Annotated in this window: 19 protein-coding genes; 8 read left to right on the top strand and 11 right to left on the bottom strand. The window is 45.1% G+C overall.

The features are described 5' to 3' along the window. Nucleotides 1–5 precede the first annotated feature (5 nt). From DRW07_RS00425 to DRW07_RS00440, 4 genes are read right to left on the bottom strand one after another with little or no spacing between them, the layout of a single operon-like run. The gene (locus tag DRW07_RS00425; protein WP_124025916.1) at nt 6–428 is read right to left on the bottom strand and encodes a DUF4426 domain-containing protein; all 423 of its coding nucleotides are present in this window, start codon (nt 426–428) and stop codon (nt 6–8) included. Between the two features lie 26 nt (nt 429–454). After that, nucleotides 455–997, bottom strand: a complete 543-nt coding sequence (locus DRW07_RS00430) for a YggT family protein (RefSeq protein ID WP_124025917.1) — start codon at nt 995–997, stop codon at nt 455–457. Nucleotides 998–1,020: 23 nt separating this feature from the next. Next, nucleotides 1,021–1,842 (bottom strand): pyrroline-5-carboxylate reductase, encoded by an 822-nt coding sequence (gene proC, locus DRW07_RS00435; RefSeq protein WP_124025918.1) that lies wholly within the window; start codon nt 1,840–1,842, stop codon nt 1,021–1,023. Between the two features lie 7 nt (nt 1,843–1,849). Continuing rightward, nucleotides 1,850–2,545 (bottom strand): YggS family pyridoxal phosphate-dependent enzyme, encoded by a 696-nt coding sequence (locus DRW07_RS00440; RefSeq protein ID WP_124025919.1) that lies wholly within the window; start codon nt 2,543–2,545, stop codon nt 1,850–1,852. A 29-nt stretch (nt 2,546–2,574) separates the two neighbouring features. On the opposite strand from DRW07_RS00440, the gene DRW07_RS00445 reads away from it, so the two are divergent. Genes DRW07_RS00445 through DRW07_RS00455 form a run of 3 tightly spaced genes read left to right on the top strand, consistent with a single transcriptional unit; the run spans nt 2,575 to nt 5,095 of the window. Next, nucleotides 2,575–3,618 (top strand): type IV pilus twitching motility protein PilT, encoded by a 1,044-nt coding sequence (locus DRW07_RS00445; protein ID WP_124025920.1) that lies wholly within the window; start codon nt 2,575–2,577, stop codon nt 3,616–3,618. Nucleotides 3,619–3,628: 10 nt separating this feature from the next. Beyond that, nucleotides 3,629–4,741: a PilT/PilU family type 4a pilus ATPase gene (locus DRW07_RS00450; protein WP_124025921.1), complete on the top strand. Its 1,113-nt coding sequence runs from the start codon at nt 3,629–3,631 to the stop codon at nt 4,739–4,741. A 42-nt stretch (nt 4,742–4,783) separates the two neighbouring features. Continuing rightward, nucleotides 4,784–5,095, top strand: a complete 312-nt coding sequence (locus DRW07_RS00455; RefSeq protein ID WP_124025922.1) for a putative signal transducing protein — start codon at nt 4,784–4,786, stop codon at nt 5,093–5,095. Between the two features lie 3 nt (nt 5,096–5,098). Here the strand turns inward: DRW07_RS00455 and ruvX are convergent, their stop codons facing one another. The 5 genes from ruvX to DRW07_RS00480 form a co-directional block, all read right to left on the bottom strand. Next, nucleotides 5,099–5,521, bottom strand: a complete 423-nt coding sequence (gene ruvX / locus DRW07_RS00460; RefSeq protein WP_205665360.1) for a Holliday junction resolvase RuvX — start codon at nt 5,519–5,521, stop codon at nt 5,099–5,101. Continuing rightward, the gene (locus DRW07_RS00465; protein ID WP_124025924.1) at nt 5,505–6,071 is read right to left on the bottom strand and encodes a YqgE/AlgH family protein; all 567 of its coding nucleotides are present in this window, start codon (nt 6,069–6,071) and stop codon (nt 5,505–5,507) included. The genes ruvX and DRW07_RS00465 overlap by 17 nt, the downstream gene beginning before the upstream one ends. Further along, nucleotides 6,068–7,042: a glutathione synthase gene (gene gshB / locus DRW07_RS00470; RefSeq protein ID WP_124025925.1), complete on the bottom strand. Its 975-nt coding sequence runs from the start codon at nt 7,040–7,042 to the stop codon at nt 6,068–6,070. Before gshB ends, DRW07_RS00465 begins: the two co-directional genes overlap by 4 nt. Before the next feature lie 82 nt (nt 7,043–7,124). Further along, nucleotides 7,125–8,582 (bottom strand): GAF domain-containing sensor histidine kinase, encoded by a 1,458-nt coding sequence (locus tag DRW07_RS00475; protein ID WP_124025926.1) that lies wholly within the window; start codon nt 8,580–8,582, stop codon nt 7,125–7,127. Nucleotides 8,583–8,657: 75 nt separating this feature from the next. Continuing rightward, a complete protein-coding gene (locus DRW07_RS00480; protein ID WP_124025927.1) occupies nt 8,658–9,392 on the bottom strand; it encodes a 16S rRNA (uracil(1498)-N(3))-methyltransferase in 735 nt (244 codons plus the stop codon). Between the two features lie 554 nt (nt 9,393–9,946). On the opposite strand from DRW07_RS00480, the gene DRW07_RS00485 reads away from it, so the two are divergent. The 5 genes from DRW07_RS00485 to prsR all read left to right on the top strand — a co-directional run bounded on the left by DRW07_RS00485 (nt 9,947) and on the right by prsR (nt 17,457). Beyond that, a complete protein-coding gene (locus DRW07_RS00485) occupies nt 9,947–10,780 on the top strand; it encodes a mechanosensitive ion channel family protein (RefSeq protein WP_240630466.1) in 834 nt (277 codons plus the stop codon). A gap of 197 nt (nt 10,781–10,977) precedes the next feature. Next, nucleotides 10,978–12,801, top strand: coding sequence for a choice-of-anchor I family protein (locus DRW07_RS00490; protein WP_124025928.1), 1,824 nt, complete (start codon nt 10,978–10,980; stop codon nt 12,799–12,801). A 124-nt stretch (nt 12,802–12,925) separates the two neighbouring features. Beyond that, on the top strand, nt 12,926–14,053 hold the full coding sequence (locus tag DRW07_RS00495; protein WP_124025929.1) for a beta-ketoacyl-ACP synthase III: 1,128 nt from the start codon (nt 12,926–12,928) through the stop codon (nt 14,051–14,053). Nucleotides 14,054–14,056: 3 nt separating this feature from the next. Then, on the top strand, nt 14,057–16,084 hold the full coding sequence (gene prsK / locus DRW07_RS00500; RefSeq protein ID WP_124025930.1) for an XrtA/PEP-CTERM system histidine kinase PrsK: 2,028 nt from the start codon (nt 14,057–14,059) through the stop codon (nt 16,082–16,084). 11 nt (nt 16,085–16,095) lie between these two features. After that, complete coding sequence (gene prsR, locus DRW07_RS00505) at nt 16,096–17,457, top strand: PEP-CTERM-box response regulator transcription factor (protein ID WP_124025931.1); 1,362 nt, start codon at nt 16,096–16,098, stop codon at nt 17,455–17,457. A gap of 3 nt (nt 17,458–17,460) precedes the next feature. Here prsR and DRW07_RS00510 read toward each other — a convergent pair whose 3' ends face one another. Continuing rightward, the gene (locus DRW07_RS00510) at nt 17,461–17,790 is read right to left on the bottom strand and encodes a ribbon-helix-helix domain-containing protein (protein WP_124025932.1); all 330 of its coding nucleotides are present in this window, start codon (nt 17,788–17,790) and stop codon (nt 17,461–17,463) included. Beyond that, nucleotides 17,750–18,439: an AAA family ATPase gene (locus DRW07_RS00515; RefSeq protein ID WP_124025933.1), complete on the bottom strand. Its 690-nt coding sequence runs from the start codon at nt 18,437–18,439 to the stop codon at nt 17,750–17,752. Before DRW07_RS00515 ends, DRW07_RS00510 begins: the two co-directional genes overlap by 41 nt. Nucleotides 18,440–18,484: the final 45 nt, after the last annotated feature.

The following is an 18,484-nucleotide window of genomic DNA, read 5'->3' on the forward strand; positions in this document are numbered from 1 at the left end:
TCACGTTAGTCTACCGTCATTTTTTGCTGGAATTTTAAGCTATCATTTGTGTTGCCTTGACGCAGAGAAATATCGAAACGCAAGGTTTCTTTGTCCCGAAACGGCACCACTGCAAGGTAATAGATGGCCTGACCTTCCTGTACGCGTTTGAAGCTGAGTTTTTTCTTGTTACCAAGTAAATTAGTCGCCTCGCCGTCGATGGCAACTAACTGCGCTTTTTTGTCATCAGTGTCGAGAACAGAAATATTCACCAGTGCGTTATATTTACTTCTAACAATACCATTTGCTTTTGCTATTTCGGGGGTTAGGAAGGTCGTATTCACCACCATGTAGTGCACATCCCATGGGCCAACAACCTTTTTTTGCTCAGCATATGTGACACTGGTGCATGAAAAAAGAGTGATCAAAACGAGTAGAAACCTTTTCATTCTTAACCCCGAAAATAGCTGTTCGATTAACGCAGACCGATAAAGTCAGACAACAGAATACGAATAAATTGCAAACCGATAATGGCGACCAATACCGACAAATCTAGCCCGCCCATTGGCGGTAAAATTTTACGGATAGGTCTTAGAATTGGGTCAGTCAACTGGTTAAGTACATATTCAATGGGAGAGCGGCCCTGACTTACCCAACTCAAAACGGCGCTGAGGATTAAAACCCAGAAGATCAAGCTTAGACCTTCGTTGATCACGTCAAGCAAAGACCCAAGTGTTAGCGTGATGACATTGGGGAATCCGCCAGCAAAGAGGAAACTTAACGTGGTAATTTTCACCATAGAAACCAGAAAGGCCAATAACAGTGTGGCGGTATCCAACGACCCCACCGATGGTAAAACTCGTCGCATCGGGCCAACGATGGGGTGCGTAGCTTTGACCACAAATTGACTGAATGGATTATAAAAATCTGCTTTGGCAAGTTGTAACCACAGGCGCAATAGCACCACCATTAGGTAAAGGTTGAATAGGGTGCTAATTAGAAAAATGGTGGCGTTCATAAGCCAAAATACTCCGCGAAAATTTAAAAGGTTTTTTCCATTTCTTGCGCGCGGGTTACTGCAGCACGCATGGCATTTTGCACTAACTCAGACAGCCCTTGTTGCTGAAAGTGCTCAATTGCCTTGGCAGTTGTTCCGCCCTTAGAAGTAACTTGGGCGCGAAGCTCGCTTAATTCAAGGTCTGAATTGTGACAGACCATTTCAGCGGCCCCTAGCATGGCGTTTTCAACCATAGCGCGTGCCGCATTTTTATCAAACCCCATATTAAGCGCCTCCTGCTCCATGGCTTCAAGAAACAGGAAAAAATAAGCAGGACTGCTGCCTGCAGCAGCAATAACGCCATTGATTTGAGATTCCTCTGGCACCCAAATGGTCGTACCTACCGCGTTCATCATTTCCGCAACAAATGTTTTGTCTGAGTCGGACACATCGTCATTGGCGTAAAGTCCAGATACCCCCCTGCCAATTAAACTTGGCGTGTTGGGCATTACGCGTATAACAGGACAAGGGCATCCTAAGAATGCCTGAAGTCGCGCTACGGTTAAGCCTGCAGCAATAGACACAAATACTTTGTCCGTGCATTTACCATGCTGTGCAAGGCTTTCACACATAGCTTGCATAAATTGAGGTTTAACTGCTAATACCACCACATCCGCAAAAGCAACGCCTTGGTCGTTGTCGGTACTAGTATTGATGCCGAGCTGTGAAAAGAATGCCAGTTTTTCAGCGGTACGGTTACACGCCATGATCTCACTGGCAGGATAGCCTGCATTAACAAGCCCCTTAATAATACTGCGCGCCATATTGCCAGCGCCAATAAACGTTATTTTTTTTGTCTTCTTCATAATGCCACTATCCTTTTTTGTCGCGACTGCCAAACAATGCTGTGCCCAGCCTTACCATCGTTGAGCCATACTGAATGGCCGTCGTCATATCGTTACTCATTCCCAAGGAGAGTGTGTCTACCTGAGGGAATCGCTCTTGCGCGTGAGAAAAGAGTTGTTGAAGTCGTGCAAAGCTATGCGCTCGTTCTTCATCTGAAGCATTGGCTTTCGGTATGGCCATAATGCCACGCAGAGTGAGCCTCGGCAGAGATTCCACCGCAGCCATCAATGTATCCGCCTGGTCGAGCCCGACACCCGATTTGCTTGATTCATCGTCAATATTAATTTGAATGCATATATTCAACGGTGGCAATGATTCAGGCCGCTGAGCATCGAGTCTGCGGGCAATTTTCTCTCGGTCTACGCTTTGTACCCAGTCGAAATGTTCTGCCACCAATTTAGTTTTATTTGACTGAATCGGACCAATCATATGCCACTCCATGCCACTAAGTGATTGGCAATGAAGTATTTTTTCAACACCCTCTTGCACGTAGTTTTCACCGAACATTCGTTGTCCTGCTTTATACGCGAGATGTATATCTGATACGGGTTTTGTTTTACTTACCGCCAATAATTGCACAGAATGGTAATCACGATGTGCAGCTTTGGCCGCCAATTTGATGGCGTTATGGGCGATATCTAATCGTTCTGCTATGGTTTGCATAACACCTTTTGTTTTTGGAGAACATGGTCGTGGATATTACCGAACTTTTAGCGTTTAGTGTTACCAATAACGCGTCTGATTTACACCTTTCAGCAGGCTTGCCACCTATCATTCGCGTTGATGGCGAAATGCGGCGTTTAAATGTACCAGCCTTAGATCACAAACAAGTTCACACGCTCATTTATGAAATCATGAACGACTCTCAACGTAAAGAGTACGAAGAAAACCTCGAAACCGATTTTTCTTTCGAAGTAAAAGACCTGGCGCGTTTCAGGGTCAATGCTTTTGTTCAGAATCGCGGTGCTGCTGCTGTGCTTAGAACCATTCCCAGCAAAGTGCTTACCCTGGATGAACTGGGAGCGCCTGAGATATTTAAACAAATCATCAATCAGCCGACGGGTATAGTACTGGTTACCGGCGCTACTGGCTCAGGTAAAAGTACCACATTGGCAGCCATGATTGACTACATCAACTCACACAAGCGCGAGCATATTCTTACTATAGAAGACCCTATTGAATTTGTGCACAACAATAAACTCGCGGTGATTAATCAGCGTGAGGTGCACAGAGACACGCACAGCTTTAACAATGCACTCAGGTCAGCTCTGCGTGAAGACCCCGACGTGATACTGGTAGGGGAACTACGTGACCTTGAAACCATTCGTCTGGCGATTTCTGCTGCTGAAACGGGTCACTTGGTATTTGGTACCTTGCATACTAACTCTGCTCCCAAAACCATCGACCGTATTATTGATGTGTTTCCCGCCGCAGAAAAAGGGATGGTGCGTTCAATGCTTTCAGAATCATTAAGAGCAGTTATTTCTCAGACCCTGCTGAAGAAGATTGGCGGGGGGCGTGTTGCTGCTCATGAAATTATGATTGGCATTCCCGCTATCCGTAACCTGATCCGTGAAGACAAGGTTCCGCAAATGTATTCAGTGATCCAAACGGGACAAGCACATGGCATGCAAACCATGGATCAGTGCTTACAAAAGCTGGTGGGTATGGGCGTAATTACGCAACAGGACGCGGCGGCAAAAAGCCTCAACAAACAAGCCATGAGCGGAATGTAGGAGCGATGTTATGCATTTAGATGCCTGCCTAGAACATATGGTTGAACAAGGTGCGTCAGACCTGTTTGTGACAGCCAACTACCCTGTCAGCGCTAAAGTTGATGGAAAAATTACGCCGTTTAACGATCATGTCCTATCGCCCGAAGAAGCATTGGATTTGGTCCATGAGGCTATGAATGAGAGTCAGCAGGAGGAATTTCATTCAAGCCGGGAATGTAACTTTGCTATCGCTCGAGAAGGCGTGGGTCGATTCCGTTGTAGCGCATTTTGGCAACGTGACCAAGCAGGCATGGTGGTGCGCCGCATTGTGACACAAATTCCGAAAGCCGAAGATTTAGGCTTACCCAAAGTGTTATCAGATATCATAATGGCAAAGCGAGGGCTTGTGTTGTTCGTCGGTGGCACAGGCACGGGTAAATCAACATCTCTGGCTGCATTGATAGGTCACAGAAATGCGAATTCAAAGGGCCATATTCTCACCATTGAAGATCCCATTGAATTCGTTCATGAGCACAATAATTGTGTGGTTACCCAAAGAGAAGTGGGCATAGATACCCAAACTTTTGACGACGCCCTAAAAAGCTCGTTGCGTCAAGCCCCTGATGTCATACTCATTGGTGAAATCCGGTCTATGGAAACCATGGAGTATGCTATGTCATTTGCCGATACAGGGCACTTATGCGTAGCAACACTGCACGCCAACAACGCCAACCAGGCGATAGAGCGTATTATGCACCTTGCGCCTAAGGATCTGCATGAAAAGCTAAGGTTTGATCTAAGTCTGAATATTCGTGCAATTGTGGCACAGCAACTTGTGCCAACGGTCGATGGTAAAGGACGGGTTGCTGCGATTGAAATTTTGCTCAATTCACCGTTGATTTCCGACATGATCCGGCGTAATGACATGGGCGGACTTAAGGAAGCCATGAAAAAAGGCAAAGAAATGGGTATGCAAACCTTTGATATGGCCCTTTATGATTTATACAAACAAGGGCGTATCGATATGGAACAAGCACTGCACCATGCTGACTCACCTAATGATTTGCGATTGATGATGAAACTGGATACCAAAGAAGGTAGTAGTTTAGGGGCGCTCTCCAACGTGTCCATCGACATGGATTAGGGCTATTCGCTGCTTCAATTCAATTGAGGAAGAATATTTACTGTGAAAAAACTGTATGTCAGTGAAGACTGGTTTTCAATTCAGCAAGTGGCGCAATTGTTAGACGCCAATCGCATTCCTTACATGGTAAAGAATGAGTTTTCATTGGGAGCCGTGGGAGAGCTGTCACCCTTCGATGCCATTCCTGAAGTCTGGCTCATTGATGATGATTGGTACAATAGAGCGAAGTCATTGGTTGACGATCTTAGACACATGTCAGTGGACGAGGAACCTTGGTGCTGTGCTAATTGCAGGGAAGAAAACGAACCGTCTTTTGAAATTTGCTGGTCTTGCGGGCAAGTAAAACGGCTGTAGCTATCATTGCACCTCTGCCCAACTCTGGAAGATAACACAGGCTGAGACACTGTCTACTTTCCCTTTACTGAGCTTTTTGTAGCCGCCCAACTCAAATAGCATGGCTTTTGCGTCAACGGTTGACAGTCGTTCATCGTGCATCTGAACCGGTTTTTTGAAACGCCCGTGTAACCGGTTGGCAAACTTTTTGGCTCTAGCTGTGATGTCCTGTTCACTACCATCCATGTTCAACGGCAATCCAACGATGACAGCGTCGGGCTGCCATTCATCGTAGATGTCTTGAATTGAGGCCCAATTGGGGATCCCGTCATTGGCCTTTAATGCTTCAAGTGGGAAGGCAGTTTGTGTAACCATTTGTCCTACGGCAACGCCAATACTTTTCGTCCCAAAATCAAATGCAAGAACAGTGCTATGCGTGGCCACTATCTGGCCCTAATTGCCATACATCAATACCCAACTTATTGACCGCTGCTTGCCATCGCTGGTGCATCGGCGTATTGAAAAGAATGTCTGTGTCTGCTTCTACTGTTAACCAGGCGTTCTCTTGGAGTTCCTGCTCTAGTTGACCTGCTGTCCAACCAGCATACCCCAGCGTAACCAGCGCTTTTTCCGGCCCCGTTTCGTTACCAATCGCGCCCAAAATATCTTTTGATGTCGTCACCATAATTTCATCAGTTAGCGACAAACTTGATGACCAGCCCGATTGAGGAGAGTGCAAAATGAAGCCTCTTTCTTGGCTAACAGGTCCGCCTGCCAATACAATCTGCTCAGCTTTTTCTTGCAATACTTCGGCGTCTTTGTCTGCTTGCTCTAACAATTCTTTAAGTGTCATCCTTGTGGGCTGGTTCACGACCAAACCCATGGCTCCTTGGTCGTTATGCTCGCAGATGTAGGTGAGTGAACGATTAAAGTAAGGGTCGTTCAACGACGGCATTGCAATCAAAAAGTGGTTCTCAAGGCTACTGAGATTGGTCATTGAGTGCATCCTGCGAGTTTTTGCTCAATAGCATCAAACAGCTTGGACAAAATACCTACAGGGAAAGCTTGTTCAATTTCTCTCACGCAGGTTGGACTGGTAATGTTTATTTCAGTCACTTTGTCTCCAATCACATCTAATCCTACAAACATGAGCCCTTTGTCTTTTACCACTGGGGCTATTTGCTGGGCGACATGAAAATCACTATCCGATAGAGGTTGAGGGCGTCCAGTGCCGCCAACAGCCAGGTTACCGCGGGTTTCTCCCTTACTCGGCAAGCGGGCCAATGCATATGGCATCACTTCACCATCGACAATAAGGATACGCTTATCTCCTTCCTTAATCTCGGGCATGAAGCGCTGTGCCATCATAAACTGCTGACCGTGCTGCGTCAGTGTCTCAATAATGACCCCTAAATTGTTACCGCTCTCTTCGACTTTGAAGATTGATGTTCCGCCCATGCCATCAAGAGGTTTACAAATAATGGTGCCGTGGTGTTGATGAAACGCACGTATCGTGGATGGGTCTTTACTTACCAATGTGGGCGGTATCAAATCAGGAAAGTAGGAGGTAAAGAGTTTTTCATTAAAATCCCTCAAACTTTGAGGATTATTGACCACAAGGGCGCCTTGTTCCTGAGCAAGGCTCAAAATGTGAGTGGTGTAGATAAACTCGGCATCTACTGGTGGATCTTTGCGCATAAGCAATACGTCAAAGTCGCCTAGCGGCTTTACGCTGTCTTCACTGATGAAACGGTAATACGGTGTCAGGCTGTCTTTTTCAACATCAGTGACCTCTACTTTTCGCGTCAGCGTCTTGGCGATACCCTGCTCAATAAAAAGGTCCTGCATTTCAATATAAAAAAGCTCAGCATTGCGCTGTTGCGCCTCTAGCATCATGGCGAAACTGGTGTCTTTGTAAGGCTTAATAGACGCGATTGGGTCCATTATGATGCCTACTGAATACGTCATTATCGTCTTTCAAGTTAGATTATTATTCAATAACTATGGGGCAACATAAGGTAAAATCAAGGCTTTGTACAAATGTATTCGACTATAGAAAACCTAAATTGCGCATAACTGGGAATCGAAGCGTAAACCGAGTGCCTACGCCCTCTTCAGACTCACACTGAATGCTGCCTTGGAGCATATTTACCGCTAAGTTATAGCAGATGTGCATACCAAGCCCCGTACCGCCCTTATGGCGGGCTTGAGTGAAAAATGGACGATAGATACTATTTTGTGTGGCTTCATCCATACCCTTACCATTATCTGCATATTGAAGAATAAGTTCGTTGCGTTTATCTTTTCTGTCCAGTTTGGCTGCAATGAAAATGTTGCCCTGTTCTCTATTCTCAAATCCGTGTTTAACTGAATTCATAATCAAGTTAACAAGAATTTGGCCTAATGCAGATGGATAACTGTCAATGTGAAGATCGGCATCAATATCAATACAAACCTTGTATTTTGCTTGTTTCAATGTGGGCTTGAGCGAAAGCAACAACTCACAAATATAGCTGGTTAAGTGAATAGAACGCGTCTCTTCGCTGTATTGGTCTGAATTTAGCTGTTTAAACGTGCTCACTATACTTGAGGCTCTGGCAAGATTTCGTTCTGTAATCGTACAAGCCTCCTCACAGTCCTGATAAAACCGATTGAGCTGCGAGCGCTTAAGGTTGTTATTGTTAAACGCGGTTAGGCTTTCTTTTCTCAGTCGTTGCAAGTGGGTAACTGCTGTTAAAGAAACACCGATAGGCGTATTCATTTCGTGGGTAATACTGGAAAGCATAGTGCCGACTGCCGCCGATTTTTCCATTTCAACTAATTGTTTTCTCACTGCATCCCTTTGAGACAGCGCCTTGTGCAACATGGCATGTGTGGTAACAATTTCGCGCTGTTGCTCATCCACTTTTTCTCGGAGTAAGCGTTCTACTTTACGCTGGTTTGTGAACGATTTACCACGTTCAATAACAATAGAAATAAGGTCAGCGGCACACGACAGAAGATGTATTTGCTCATGGCTTAGACTATTGACATCTTCTACATAGGCATCAATTGCGCCTATGCAATCATCGTCTGATTGTTGCATGGGAAAAGAGATGCAAGAGTAGATGGCCGCATGATTTGCTAGTACGCGTAAACTGGCATGTAAAGGTTGGGAGAATACAGGCTCTAGACGTTCTACATTACCTGTGAAATAGGCGATACCACACTGATCACGTGAATCGATAATTGGGTAATTTTTTAATCCATCGACAAATGCAGTGGGTAATGAAGGATAACTTATGGGGCTGAGGTGCAGTGTTGTATTATCTGGCGTGAACACCACCAATTTTGGGCCGTCAGTGATCGCTTCAATTTGCGTTACAATACTGTCTATAATGTCATTGGTTTGAATGCCGTTGACGAGCTTTTCAAATGCATCCGCTCTTAATTTCTGAACAGACAACTGACGTTGTGCAGACAACTTCTCAATATGAGCATTGTGTTGAACTAGCGCAATCTTACTCATGATGACTTTCTTCTTATTATTGTTGTTTGAAGTGAAAGTTTCTTATCCGCTCAAATAATAACCGAATTAAGTCAGTTAAATCAAATCACCAAATCGACTTTGCAAAGTGGCAATACTGGCGATGGCTGCTGTTTCGGTTCTTAATATTCGGGGCCCAAATCGCATTGGCTGATAACCTTTCTCTCTAGCCTGATTGGTTTCAAGATCAGAAAGACCGCCCTCAGGCCCTATAATTAGCCTAAAGCCGTCTCTGGCAGTGGTTTGAAGATTATTGAATGTTTGTTCTGCGTCAGGCGTTAAAATTAATCGGTTTTGCGTGGTCGACTGAGCAAGAAAGTCAGTCAAAGCAGTAACCGGGTGTAACACGGGAAGTGTGTTTCTGCCCGATTGCTCACAGGCACCTATCACTACCTTTTTCCATTGTTCATGTTTTTTTTGCCAACGGGATTCATCTAACTTTACATTGCAACGTTCAGTGATAACGGGGGTGATATCGGTCACGCCTAGCTCAGTCGCTTTTTGTAGTACCCATTCCATTCTGTCGCCTTTTGATACACCCTGAGCCAAATGCAACGTGAGCGGTGATTGTGGATCAAGCGCAATCTCGGTGTTGAGAGCAACAATCACTCTTCGCTTTTCGCTTTGGATTATTTCACCCACAAATTCTTTACCGGTCCCATCAAATAGGATCAGGTTTGCACCAACGCGCAACCTAAGCACATTAACACAGTGGTGGAGGGCATCAGGTGAAAGTGCGACATCGGTATCGACAGACAGCTGATCAGGGTGGAAAAATCTTGGAATTCTCATAGTGCCTTTACATCGGGGGTGAATTCTCACCTCAACAAAGGCGCTAGTTTAACGTTGATTTAGCCTGTATCAAATATTTTGCCTGTGCTGAGCGCAGTTTTGACTGATTGCAGCGCCGACAGTGTTTGGTGTTTTTACCCTTATCAGCGCTACACGCATATACTGCAAGGCCGGCTGTGATTGCGGCCAGTCCAAAAAAGAAAAGCATTGCTAAGTCCTATATAATCTGAGGCACGAGTCCCTTACAACAGCTCGCAAATTACACAAAGTAAACTAAAGCATAGCCAATATATGTGTCATTTCAATGATCAGGATAAAAAAGATAGTTGGGGTGAAAGTCTAATAAAAACAATTGGATAGAGTTTTCATGACGCCTGCGTTAAAGATAAGCTGTTGTTATTATTTATAAAAATAGAAAGCACTTTAGTAAACAAATTATTTGTTATCACGAATTCATTGCACCATTCACTTTTCTTGTTTAACGTTATTGCATTACGCAGCGTTCCTGTGGTGTAAAGCAAGCACAATTAGCTCATTTTAAAAGGAAAAAATTCGTGAACTATTCAGCAGAAGATATCGAAAATTTAGTGAATACCTATGCGGTGCCTTGGGCAATAAATATCGCAATGGCACTCATAATTTTTATTGTGGGTCGCATTGTCGTTGGCGTTATTGTCTCAATGTTCACCAAACTCATGGGTAAATCTAACTACGACAATATGTTGGTGGAATTTTTAGGGTCAATCCTCAGGGCAGTGTTAATGCTCTTTGTTATTGTCGCTTCTCTCAATGAGTTGGGTGTTGATACTACTTCTCTGGTAGCCATACTGGGTGCAGCAGGTTTAGCCATTGGTCTGTCTTTGCAGGATTCTTTGAAAAATTTTGCTGCAGGGGTAATGCTTCTTGTGTTTAAACCTTTTCAGGCGGGTCATTATGTTGAAGCCGGTGGCGAAGCTGGGACAATTCTAAAAATAGGTATTTTCACAACAACTATGTTAACACCCGATAACAAAGAAGTGATTGTGCCAAATGGGGCTATTTATGGCGGTAATATCATTAACTATTCTATTCGTGATACCCGTCGAGTAGATATGGTATTTGGCATTGGATACGATGATGACTTATTAAAAGCCAAATCTGTGCTACTAAAAATGATTGAAGAAGACGAGCGTATACTGGCAGATCCTGCACCTAAGGTAGCTGTGGGTGAATTAGGTGATAGCAGCGTTAACTTTATCGTCAGACCTTGGGTAAATACAGCAGATTACTGGGGCGTAAAACTGGACTTCACTGAAAAAGTGAAATTGCGCTTTGATGCTGAGGGGATCTCAATTCCATTCCCCCAAATGGATGTTCATATTCAGAAAGAAGAAACGAATCAGGACTAGTTGTTGTTATAACTAGTGTTTTAATGCAAGCCCTCGCCATAGTGTCGAGGGCTTTTTGTATTGACGTAACACAATTGTCACTTTTGTGTCGTAGCGTTTTAACGTTCTCAAACTAGACATCATCCAAGCAAGCTGCCTATAGTAGCAGTTTGGAATCACGTTGCTTTACGAATCAATAAGGTAAAAAAGGAAAGCTCATGGTAGCGCAGAAAACATTTAAGTACGGGCTGTTGGCACTGTTTGTGGCAGCCACGTTAACCGGTTGTGGACTTGACGGTGAAAATGGACCTCAGGGAGAACAGGGTGCACAAGGTCCACAGGGTGACCCTGGAACTGATGGACAACCTGGCGCAGATGGTCAGGATGGCACAGATGCCTCTAACGGTATCAGTCTTGCGGTAGTGGGTCGCGCAGGCCTAGGCGTGTCTGGTGCCGCCGAAATCGTACAGTATCATGCTGCTACCCAAACGATTTATGCAACTAATGGTGAAACCAACAGCATCGGTGTTATCGATGCCTCAAATTTGACTGCAGTAGAAATGGCAGATCCCATAAACACTGCTAATTTAGCGGTTGCATCGTTAGCGCTGCCAACTGAAGCGGATGGCAATGCACTGGGCGGGGTTACCAGTATTGCCATATCGGGCGACCTAATGGCAGTCGCGATGACGGCAGATAATAAAACGGACAATGGTTACGTTTTGTTTTACAACGGGCTGGACAATGCTGCTCCTGCATTCTTAGACGCGGTTGAGGTGGGTGCACTTCCCGATATGGTAACGTTCACGCCAAATGGCGCTAAAGTGTTGGTCGCATTAGAAGGTGAGCCGAGTGATGACTACACGGTCGATCCTGTCGGTGGGGTTGCCGTTATTGATATCTTAGCGTCAGGTGAAAATGCAGAAACTGCGGATATCGTTGGCTTCGATAGCTTCAATGCACAAAAAACTGACTTAGAAGCAATGGGTATGCACTTTCCTAATCCAGAGGGACAGACGATTAATGGCGTTGCCATTACAACCAGTGTTGCGCAGGATTTGGAGCCTGAATACATCACTACAACCGACACCACAGCTTACATCACACTTCAAGAAAACAATGGTGTTGCTGTTCTCGACCTTGAAACACTGTCAGTTGACATTGTCGGTCTTGGCTTCAAAAACTGGAGCGGATTAAATATCGATGTGCAGGAAAATGGTGCTGTAAGCTTCGGTCAATATGAAGGTTTATACGGTGTTTATATGCCTGACACCATTTCTCATTATGAGTGGAAAGGGGCGACCTTTTTGGTGACGGCTAATGAAGGCGATGCGAGAGAGTATTTCTTTGATGTGACGCCTTTTGATGAAGCCACCTGTTTGGCTGCCGGCGATGTAGTTGAATTTGATGAGGATGACGGTTGCCTTGCATATACCGATGAAGTGAAGGTGAAAGACCTTACTGCAGAGCCGGGGTCACCATTAGAAGCATTGCAGATGAATGGTGAAGCGGATGACTTACGTGTTACTCAAGCATTGGGCGATGCTGATAACGATGGGGAATATGACAATGCATATGCCTACGGTGCGCGCTCATTCACGATATGGGATCAAAACGGTCTGGTTGTGTTCGATTCAGGGGACGATTTTGAACGTATTACTGCCTCAGTTTATGGCGCTCAGTTTAATAACACGGATGATGAAAATGCCAGTGATGATCGCTCTGAAAACAAGGGGCCAGAGCCTGAAGCACTGACAGTAGGCACAATCGGTGATCGTACTTACGCTTTCATTGGATTAGAGCGAATGGGCGGCGTAATGGTGTATGACGTGACTAACCCTTATGATGTTAACTTCGTTGACTACGTGAACAACCGTGGATTGACTGAGGGCTTAGTAGTTGGCGATGCAGGTATGGGTGACTTGGCGCCAGAGAGCCTGGTGATTGTTAATGCTGAAGACAGTCCAACTGACACTCCTTTGTTGCTTGTTGGTTCTGAAGTAAGCGGAACCGTGACAATCTGGAGTATTACTGAGAGATAAAGCAGTTGTTAACTGTGTAAAAACGGCGCCTGATGGCGCCGTTTTTCTTTTCATGACTTTCATAACATTAAGCGATAAGCTATCAGTAGATGTGCAATAACAATAAACTGATAAGCTGAGTAAGATGTCAAATACACCCGTGATCAGTGGGGTTGGTCTTTGGACCCCAGAAAATGCCATTACTAATGAAGAGTTGGTGATGAGCTATAACGCGTATGCCGAGAAATTCAACGTAGAACACAAGGCCCAAATAGAGGCTGGTCAGATTGACGCAATGCCCTTTAGTAGTGCTGAATTTATCGAAAAAGCATCGGGGATAAAACAGCGCTACATTTATCAAAAAGAGGGGGCGCTGGACATTGACAGAATGCGTCCGCTTATTCCCAAACGAAGGGATGATGAATTATCACATCAGGCCGAGATGGCAGTAAATGCTGCAAAAAAAGCCATGTTGCAAGCAAACAAAAAAGCCGAAGACATTGACGTGGTCATTGTGTCCTGTGCCTATACTGAACGGGCCTATCCAGCTATCGCCATCGAAGTTCAGGGAGCCTTGGGAATAGAAGGGTTCGGTTTTGACATGCTCGTAGCATGTTCGGCTGCTACATTTGGTCTTCACCGTGCCTACGAAATGGTCAAGGCAGGTAGCGCGCGAAGCGTATTGGTTATCAATCCTGAACTCACATCACCTCAGGTCAATTATACTGACAGAGACAGCCATTTTATCTTTGGTGATGTGGCAACTGCGGTGATCATTGAGTCTGAGGATACCGCAACCTCCTCACATCAGTTTGCAATTCTGGGAACCAAAGCGAAAACGCAGTTCTCAAACAATATACGCTCCAATTTTGGGTATTTAAGCCGAGCTACAGACGAAGACCCGTACGCAGCTGATCGACTATTTCACCAGGAAGGCAGAAAAGTTTTCAAAGAAGTTTGTCCAATGGCGGCTGAGCATATTCAGTCACATCTGGCACAGCATGGTTATGCGCCAGACAATGTATCACGCTGGTGGCTTCATCAGGCCAATATCAATATGAATCAACTTATTGCAAAACGCCTGCTTGGTAGAGACCCCTCAGCACAAGAGGCACCCATTGTGCTCGATCAGTATGCCAATACAGCATCAGCGGGTTCAATTATTGCCTTTGCATTGCACCATGAAGACTTAAAACAAGACGACATAGGGGTCATCTGCTCGTTTGGCGCAGGTTACTCTATCGGTAGCTTGGTTATTCAAAAACGCCATTAAATCATGATTTCTGATATTGGCTATGCCATAAGCGCTGCCGCCTATTTGCTGCTGGTGTTACTGTTACTCACATCAAGGCAGTCCGGGTTGGCCAAACATTTGCTGGTCCTCGCTGGACTCGGAACGGCGGTCTGGTCGTTAAGTTTTGTGAGTCAGTTAGCCGGAGAGCTGTCTCCTCAGCGTTTGTATGTTGCAGACGCGTTAAAGCAGTTTGTCTGGTTGCTGTTCTTGGCTTCGTGCTTACAAAAAAGCTTTGCTTCTTTGTGGCAGGTATTGCAAAGACCCGAAACCATAGCCATTTTGGCGTTGCCTGTATTTGTGCTGGTGTTGCCCTACCTTATTGTGCTTGAGCCCATGTGGCTGACTTTGCTGCAAACTGTATTGGCACTTGAAATGTTGATCCTTCTTGAGCTTGTCTATCGTCAGGCAGGTGATCAGCAATGGACTTTTAAGCCGTTGATCATGTTTTTAGGCGCCACGCAGCTGTATGAATTTGTCTTGTATGCTAACGCCACTATGGTCAGTGAGGTTGATGGTCGATACATAGCCGCTCGGGGGTATATTTATTTTCTGCTAGCTCCTTTATTGGTGTTAGCGGTGCGGCGGATAAAACACTGGGGCATCAATATTTTCGTGTCCAGAGATGTGGTGCTGCACAGTTCATTGTTACTGGTTGCTGGTGTATACCTGTTTGTTATGGCAATGGCAGGCTATGTGGTCAGCTACTGGGGCGGTGAATGGAGCACAACTATACAGATAGTGCTCATCGCGGCGTCTATCGTTGTGCTGGCAGCCGTGTTCATGTCGAACCAAATTCGCACCAAAATTAAAATCTTTATAACCAAACACTTTTTTGCCAATCAGTATGACTATCGCGTTGAATGGGTAAAGCTCACGAAAACGCTTTCCATGTCCTCTAATAATTTGTCTGATGTATATGAACGTGCATTACATGGCTTTACAGACTCGGTTAATTACGACCAGGGTAGTTTGCTGATGAAACGGGGTAACTTTTTTGAAAAAGTGGCTAGTCTGAATACCCCCAATATGACACAAGAGCAAAATGCGCTACTTAGCGAAATTACCGATTACTGTCGACATACCCGATGGATTCTTGACTTGCATCAGTACATTAGCCGACCGTTTGATTACCCGGATTTACATCTTGATAAATCTGCTATTAACGCCTTTCAATATCAGATTGTTATCCCTCTGTTGCACGACGACGAGTTAAGAGGGGTAGTACTGCTAAATGCAAAAGACAGAGAATCTATTAATCTGGACTGGGAAGTCAGAGACTACCTCAATGCTGTTTCAGACCAAATATCGTCTTACATATATCACCATGAAAACGGCAAGGCTCTTGCTGAGAATGCACAGTTTGCGGCTTTTAGCAGAATGTCAGCCTTTGTTGTGCATGATTTAAAGAATGTACTGGCGCAAATTGACCTGATTCTGTGCAACGCTGAGCAGCATAAAGACAATCCTGAATTTATTGCCGATACATTTGAAACATTAGAGCATACCAAGTCGAGAATGGACAAGATGCTCAAGCAGCTAACAGAAAAGAAAGAAGTGCAGGCCACTAATGATGCTGCGACACTCATATCACCGCTGATTGAACAGGTGATTACCCAGCAGTGCCAGGGGCTTGCTCCTGTTCCAGAACTGATTGTGCAAAGTGAAACACAAGTTGTAGTCGACAAAGAAAAACTGAAAAATGTGATGTACCACCTTTTGAATAACGCACAGCAAGCAACCGATGACAATGGGTTTGTGTGTGTTACGATAACGTATTCAGAAGCGTCTCATATGCTGATCGTTTCCATTCAGGATAACGGATGTGGTATGAGTCAAGATTTCATAGAACACAGACTATTTACACCCTTTGATACGACAAAAGGTAATGCTGGGATGGGAATTGGCGTGTATGACGCGCGAAATTATTTGACAGCAATTGGTGGTCAGCTTTCGGTGGCCAGTGAAGAAGGTAAGGGAACCTGTTTTACACTGAATTTTCCCACGCAATAATAGGTAGAGGCATGAAGGAAAGCATACTGGTTGTCGATGATGACCTAGGTATTCAAAAGCAGCTCAAATGGAGTTTTACGGATTATCAAATCGCATTCGCCGAGGACAGACAGTCGGCTATTGCTCAACTGCGTCGCCATGAACCTAAAGTGGTGACTCTCGACCTAGGTTTGCCACCTGATCCTGCCAATGCATCTGAAGGGTTAAAAACACTCGAAGAAATTATCGCGTTAGCGCCTAAAACGAAAGTCATTGTGGTAACCGGCAACAATGACAAGGAAAACGCGTTAAAAGCGATTGAACTTGGTGCGTATGACTTTTACCAAAAGCCAATAGACTCAGACACGATTAAGCTGCTTGTTGCCCGGGCCCTGAACCTTGCCAATCTGGAACACGAAAATCGCCTCTTGCAGAAAGCCAAAAAAGGTATGGGGCGCATAATCGGAAACAGTGATGCGATTTTAGCCGTTATGCGCAAGGCTGAAAAAATTGCAGCAACAGATATTAGCACCCTATTGCTAGGTGAGAGCGGGACCGGTAAAGAAGTGTTTGCGCGCTCTATCCATGAAAACAGCCCCCGTAAAGACAAACCCTTTGTTGCAATAAACTGTGCATCAATCCCAGAAAACTTGCTAGAGAGTGAACTGTTCGGATATGAAAAAGGTGCCTTTACTGGCGCGAATAAAACCACACTGGGTAAAATTGAAACCGCACAAGGCGGGACGCTTTTCCTTGATGAGATTGGCGATATGCCTATAGGCCTACAGGCCAAGATGTTGCGTTTCCTTCAAGAGCGCGTCATTGAACGTGTGGGGGGGCGCAATGAAATTCCTGTAGATATCAGGGTGATTTGTGCGACCCACAGAGATTTGCAAACTATGGTGAGTGAAGAGTCATTTCGGGAAGATTTATTCTATCGCGTGGGTGAGTTGCCCATCTTTATTCCTCCACTCAGAGAACGTGAACAGGATGTGGTGCTATTGGCAAAAACGTTTCTTAGCCAGTACCAGGAAGAGTTTAACGCCAAAGCAAAAAGCTTCAGTGATGGCGCGGTGAATGCGATGCTGGCACACAAATGGCCAGGTAATATTCGGGAACTTCAAAACAAACTTAAATCGGCAGTAATCATGGCGGAAGGAGCTGTTATTCAGGCTGATGATTTGGGTCTGCTTGCTCCCGATGGTGACGTAGAAACTGAAAGTTTCAATTTGAGAGAAGTTCGGGAACAAGCAGAAAGTCGTGCCATTAGACGTGCGTATCAACGCTCTGACTACAATATGTCTAAAACGGCTGAATTACTTGGCGTTACACGTCCTACTTTGTATTCGCTTATTGACAAATACCAGATGGAAGACATTAAGACAGGCAGCTGATCGTCAGCGTACCTGGCTGTCTAAAAGCGCGTTGTCACTAGACTTTCGCATATGGTTAGCAACCAGTATGCGAATGAGTCTCGATTTGGTAATACCCGTTCTTTCGGCTAGCTGTGTTAGTGCGTCCATAGTGTCAATGCTTAGGGTATATGTCGCCCTGCGCATTTTCGGCATGTCACCGCGTTGATGCCCAACAATATGTAACTTTTGACGCTGCGCGTATTTACCACTGCTTCCATGGGCATAAGCAACAGCGTCATCAATAAACTGATCAACAGTTACCAGCTTCGGTCTATCCGACTGCGTGGATTTTTTGAGGCTCGATAAGCTCATTTGTCTGTCCTCGCGCAAGAAGTTCTTCAATAATGCTGCGTATTTCCACTGCGGCTTTGCCATCTGGTTCGCTTTCCATTACTGACATGCCCGATTCTTCCGAATCGTCATACATGTTCCTGCTGTATGTGACAGAGTTAAGTACAGGGATTTCAAATGAACGACAGACTTCCTTGGCTTCCAGAATCCGATTTGCCAGCGAGGGCAGTGACGGGCATTGTGTAATCACAAAAGCCTCGTTCATGTTTGGGTTCACCATCTTACAGGTCGACAAAATGTCTTCCATGTGTGGTACGGTTTTAAGGTCTCTGCGTTTCGGACGCAGCGGGATCAGGATGTGATCGGCGACGGCCATTGAAGAACGCAATGCGAGGTTGTCCTGACCACCGCAGTCTATGATGACATAATCATAATGACTGCGCAGACTTAACAGCTCATTTCTAATTTTTCCATACAACTGCACGCAATTGATGTCAGGAAGGTCGTCATTGCCGTTTCGCTCCTGAATCCAATCTGACGTTGTGCGTTGTGGATCGCAATCCACCATTAATACAGAGGCATTTTTTTCGCGACGAAGGTATACAGCAATATTCTGTGCCAGACAGCTCTTCCCGCTTCCGCCTTTTTCACCACCAACTAAAACAATCATTGTTTGCTCCTCTCATAAAGCTATATCGCAAATATAGAGCACAAA

This window comes from Paralteromonas sediminis (assembly GCF_003820355.1).
Lineage (GTDB): Bacteria > Pseudomonadota > Gammaproteobacteria > Enterobacterales > Alteromonadaceae > Alteromonas_F > Alteromonas_F sediminis.

What these genes read in the sequence shown, in the direction of transcription:
- DRW07_RS00425 (WP_124025916.1), bottom strand. Translation starts at nt 428, where the DNA reads ATGAAAAGGTTTCTACTCGTTTTGATCACTCTTTTTTCATGCACCAGT.
- DRW07_RS00430 (WP_124025917.1), bottom strand. Translation starts at nt 997, where the DNA reads ATGAACGCCACCATTTTTCTAATTAGCACCCTATTCAACCTTTACCTA.
- proC (WP_124025918.1), bottom strand. Translation starts at nt 1,842, where the DNA reads ATGAAGAAGACAAAAAAAATAACGTTTATTGGCGCTGGCAATATGGCG.
- DRW07_RS00440 (WP_124025919.1), bottom strand. Translation starts at nt 2,545, where the DNA reads ATGCAAACCATAGCAGAACGATTAGATATCGCCCATAACGCCATCAAA.
- DRW07_RS00450 (WP_124025921.1), top strand. Translation starts at nt 3,629, where the DNA reads ATGCATTTAGATGCCTGCCTAGAACATATGGTTGAACAAGGTGCGTCA.
- DRW07_RS00465 (WP_124025924.1), bottom strand. Translation starts at nt 6,071, where the DNA reads ATGACCAATCTCAGTAGCCTTGAGAACCACTTTTTGATTGCAATGCCG.
- gshB (WP_124025925.1), bottom strand. Translation starts at nt 7,042, where the DNA reads ATGACGTATTCAGTAGGCATCATAATGGACCCAATCGCGTCTATTAAG.
- DRW07_RS00475 (WP_124025926.1), bottom strand. Translation starts at nt 8,582, where the DNA reads ATGAGTAAGATTGCGCTAGTTCAACACAATGCTCATATTGAGAAGTTG.
- DRW07_RS00480 (WP_124025927.1), bottom strand. Translation starts at nt 9,392, where the DNA reads ATGAGAATTCCAAGATTTTTCCACCCTGATCAGCTGTCTGTCGATACC.
- DRW07_RS00490 (WP_124025928.1), top strand. Translation starts at nt 10,978, where the DNA reads ATGGTAGCGCAGAAAACATTTAAGTACGGGCTGTTGGCACTGTTTGTG.
- DRW07_RS00495 (WP_124025929.1), top strand. Translation starts at nt 12,926, where the DNA reads ATGTCAAATACACCCGTGATCAGTGGGGTTGGTCTTTGGACCCCAGAA.
- prsK (WP_124025930.1), top strand. Translation starts at nt 14,057, where the DNA reads ATGATTTCTGATATTGGCTATGCCATAAGCGCTGCCGCCTATTTGCTG.
- prsR (WP_124025931.1), top strand. Translation starts at nt 16,096, where the DNA reads ATGAAGGAAAGCATACTGGTTGTCGATGATGACCTAGGTATTCAAAAG.
- DRW07_RS00510 (WP_124025932.1), bottom strand. Translation starts at nt 17,790, where the DNA reads ATGAGCTTATCGAGCCTCAAAAAATCCACGCAGTCGGATAGACCGAAG.
- DRW07_RS00515 (WP_124025933.1), bottom strand. Translation starts at nt 18,439, where the DNA reads ATGATTGTTTTAGTTGGTGGTGAAAAAGGCGGAAGCGGGAAGAGCTGT.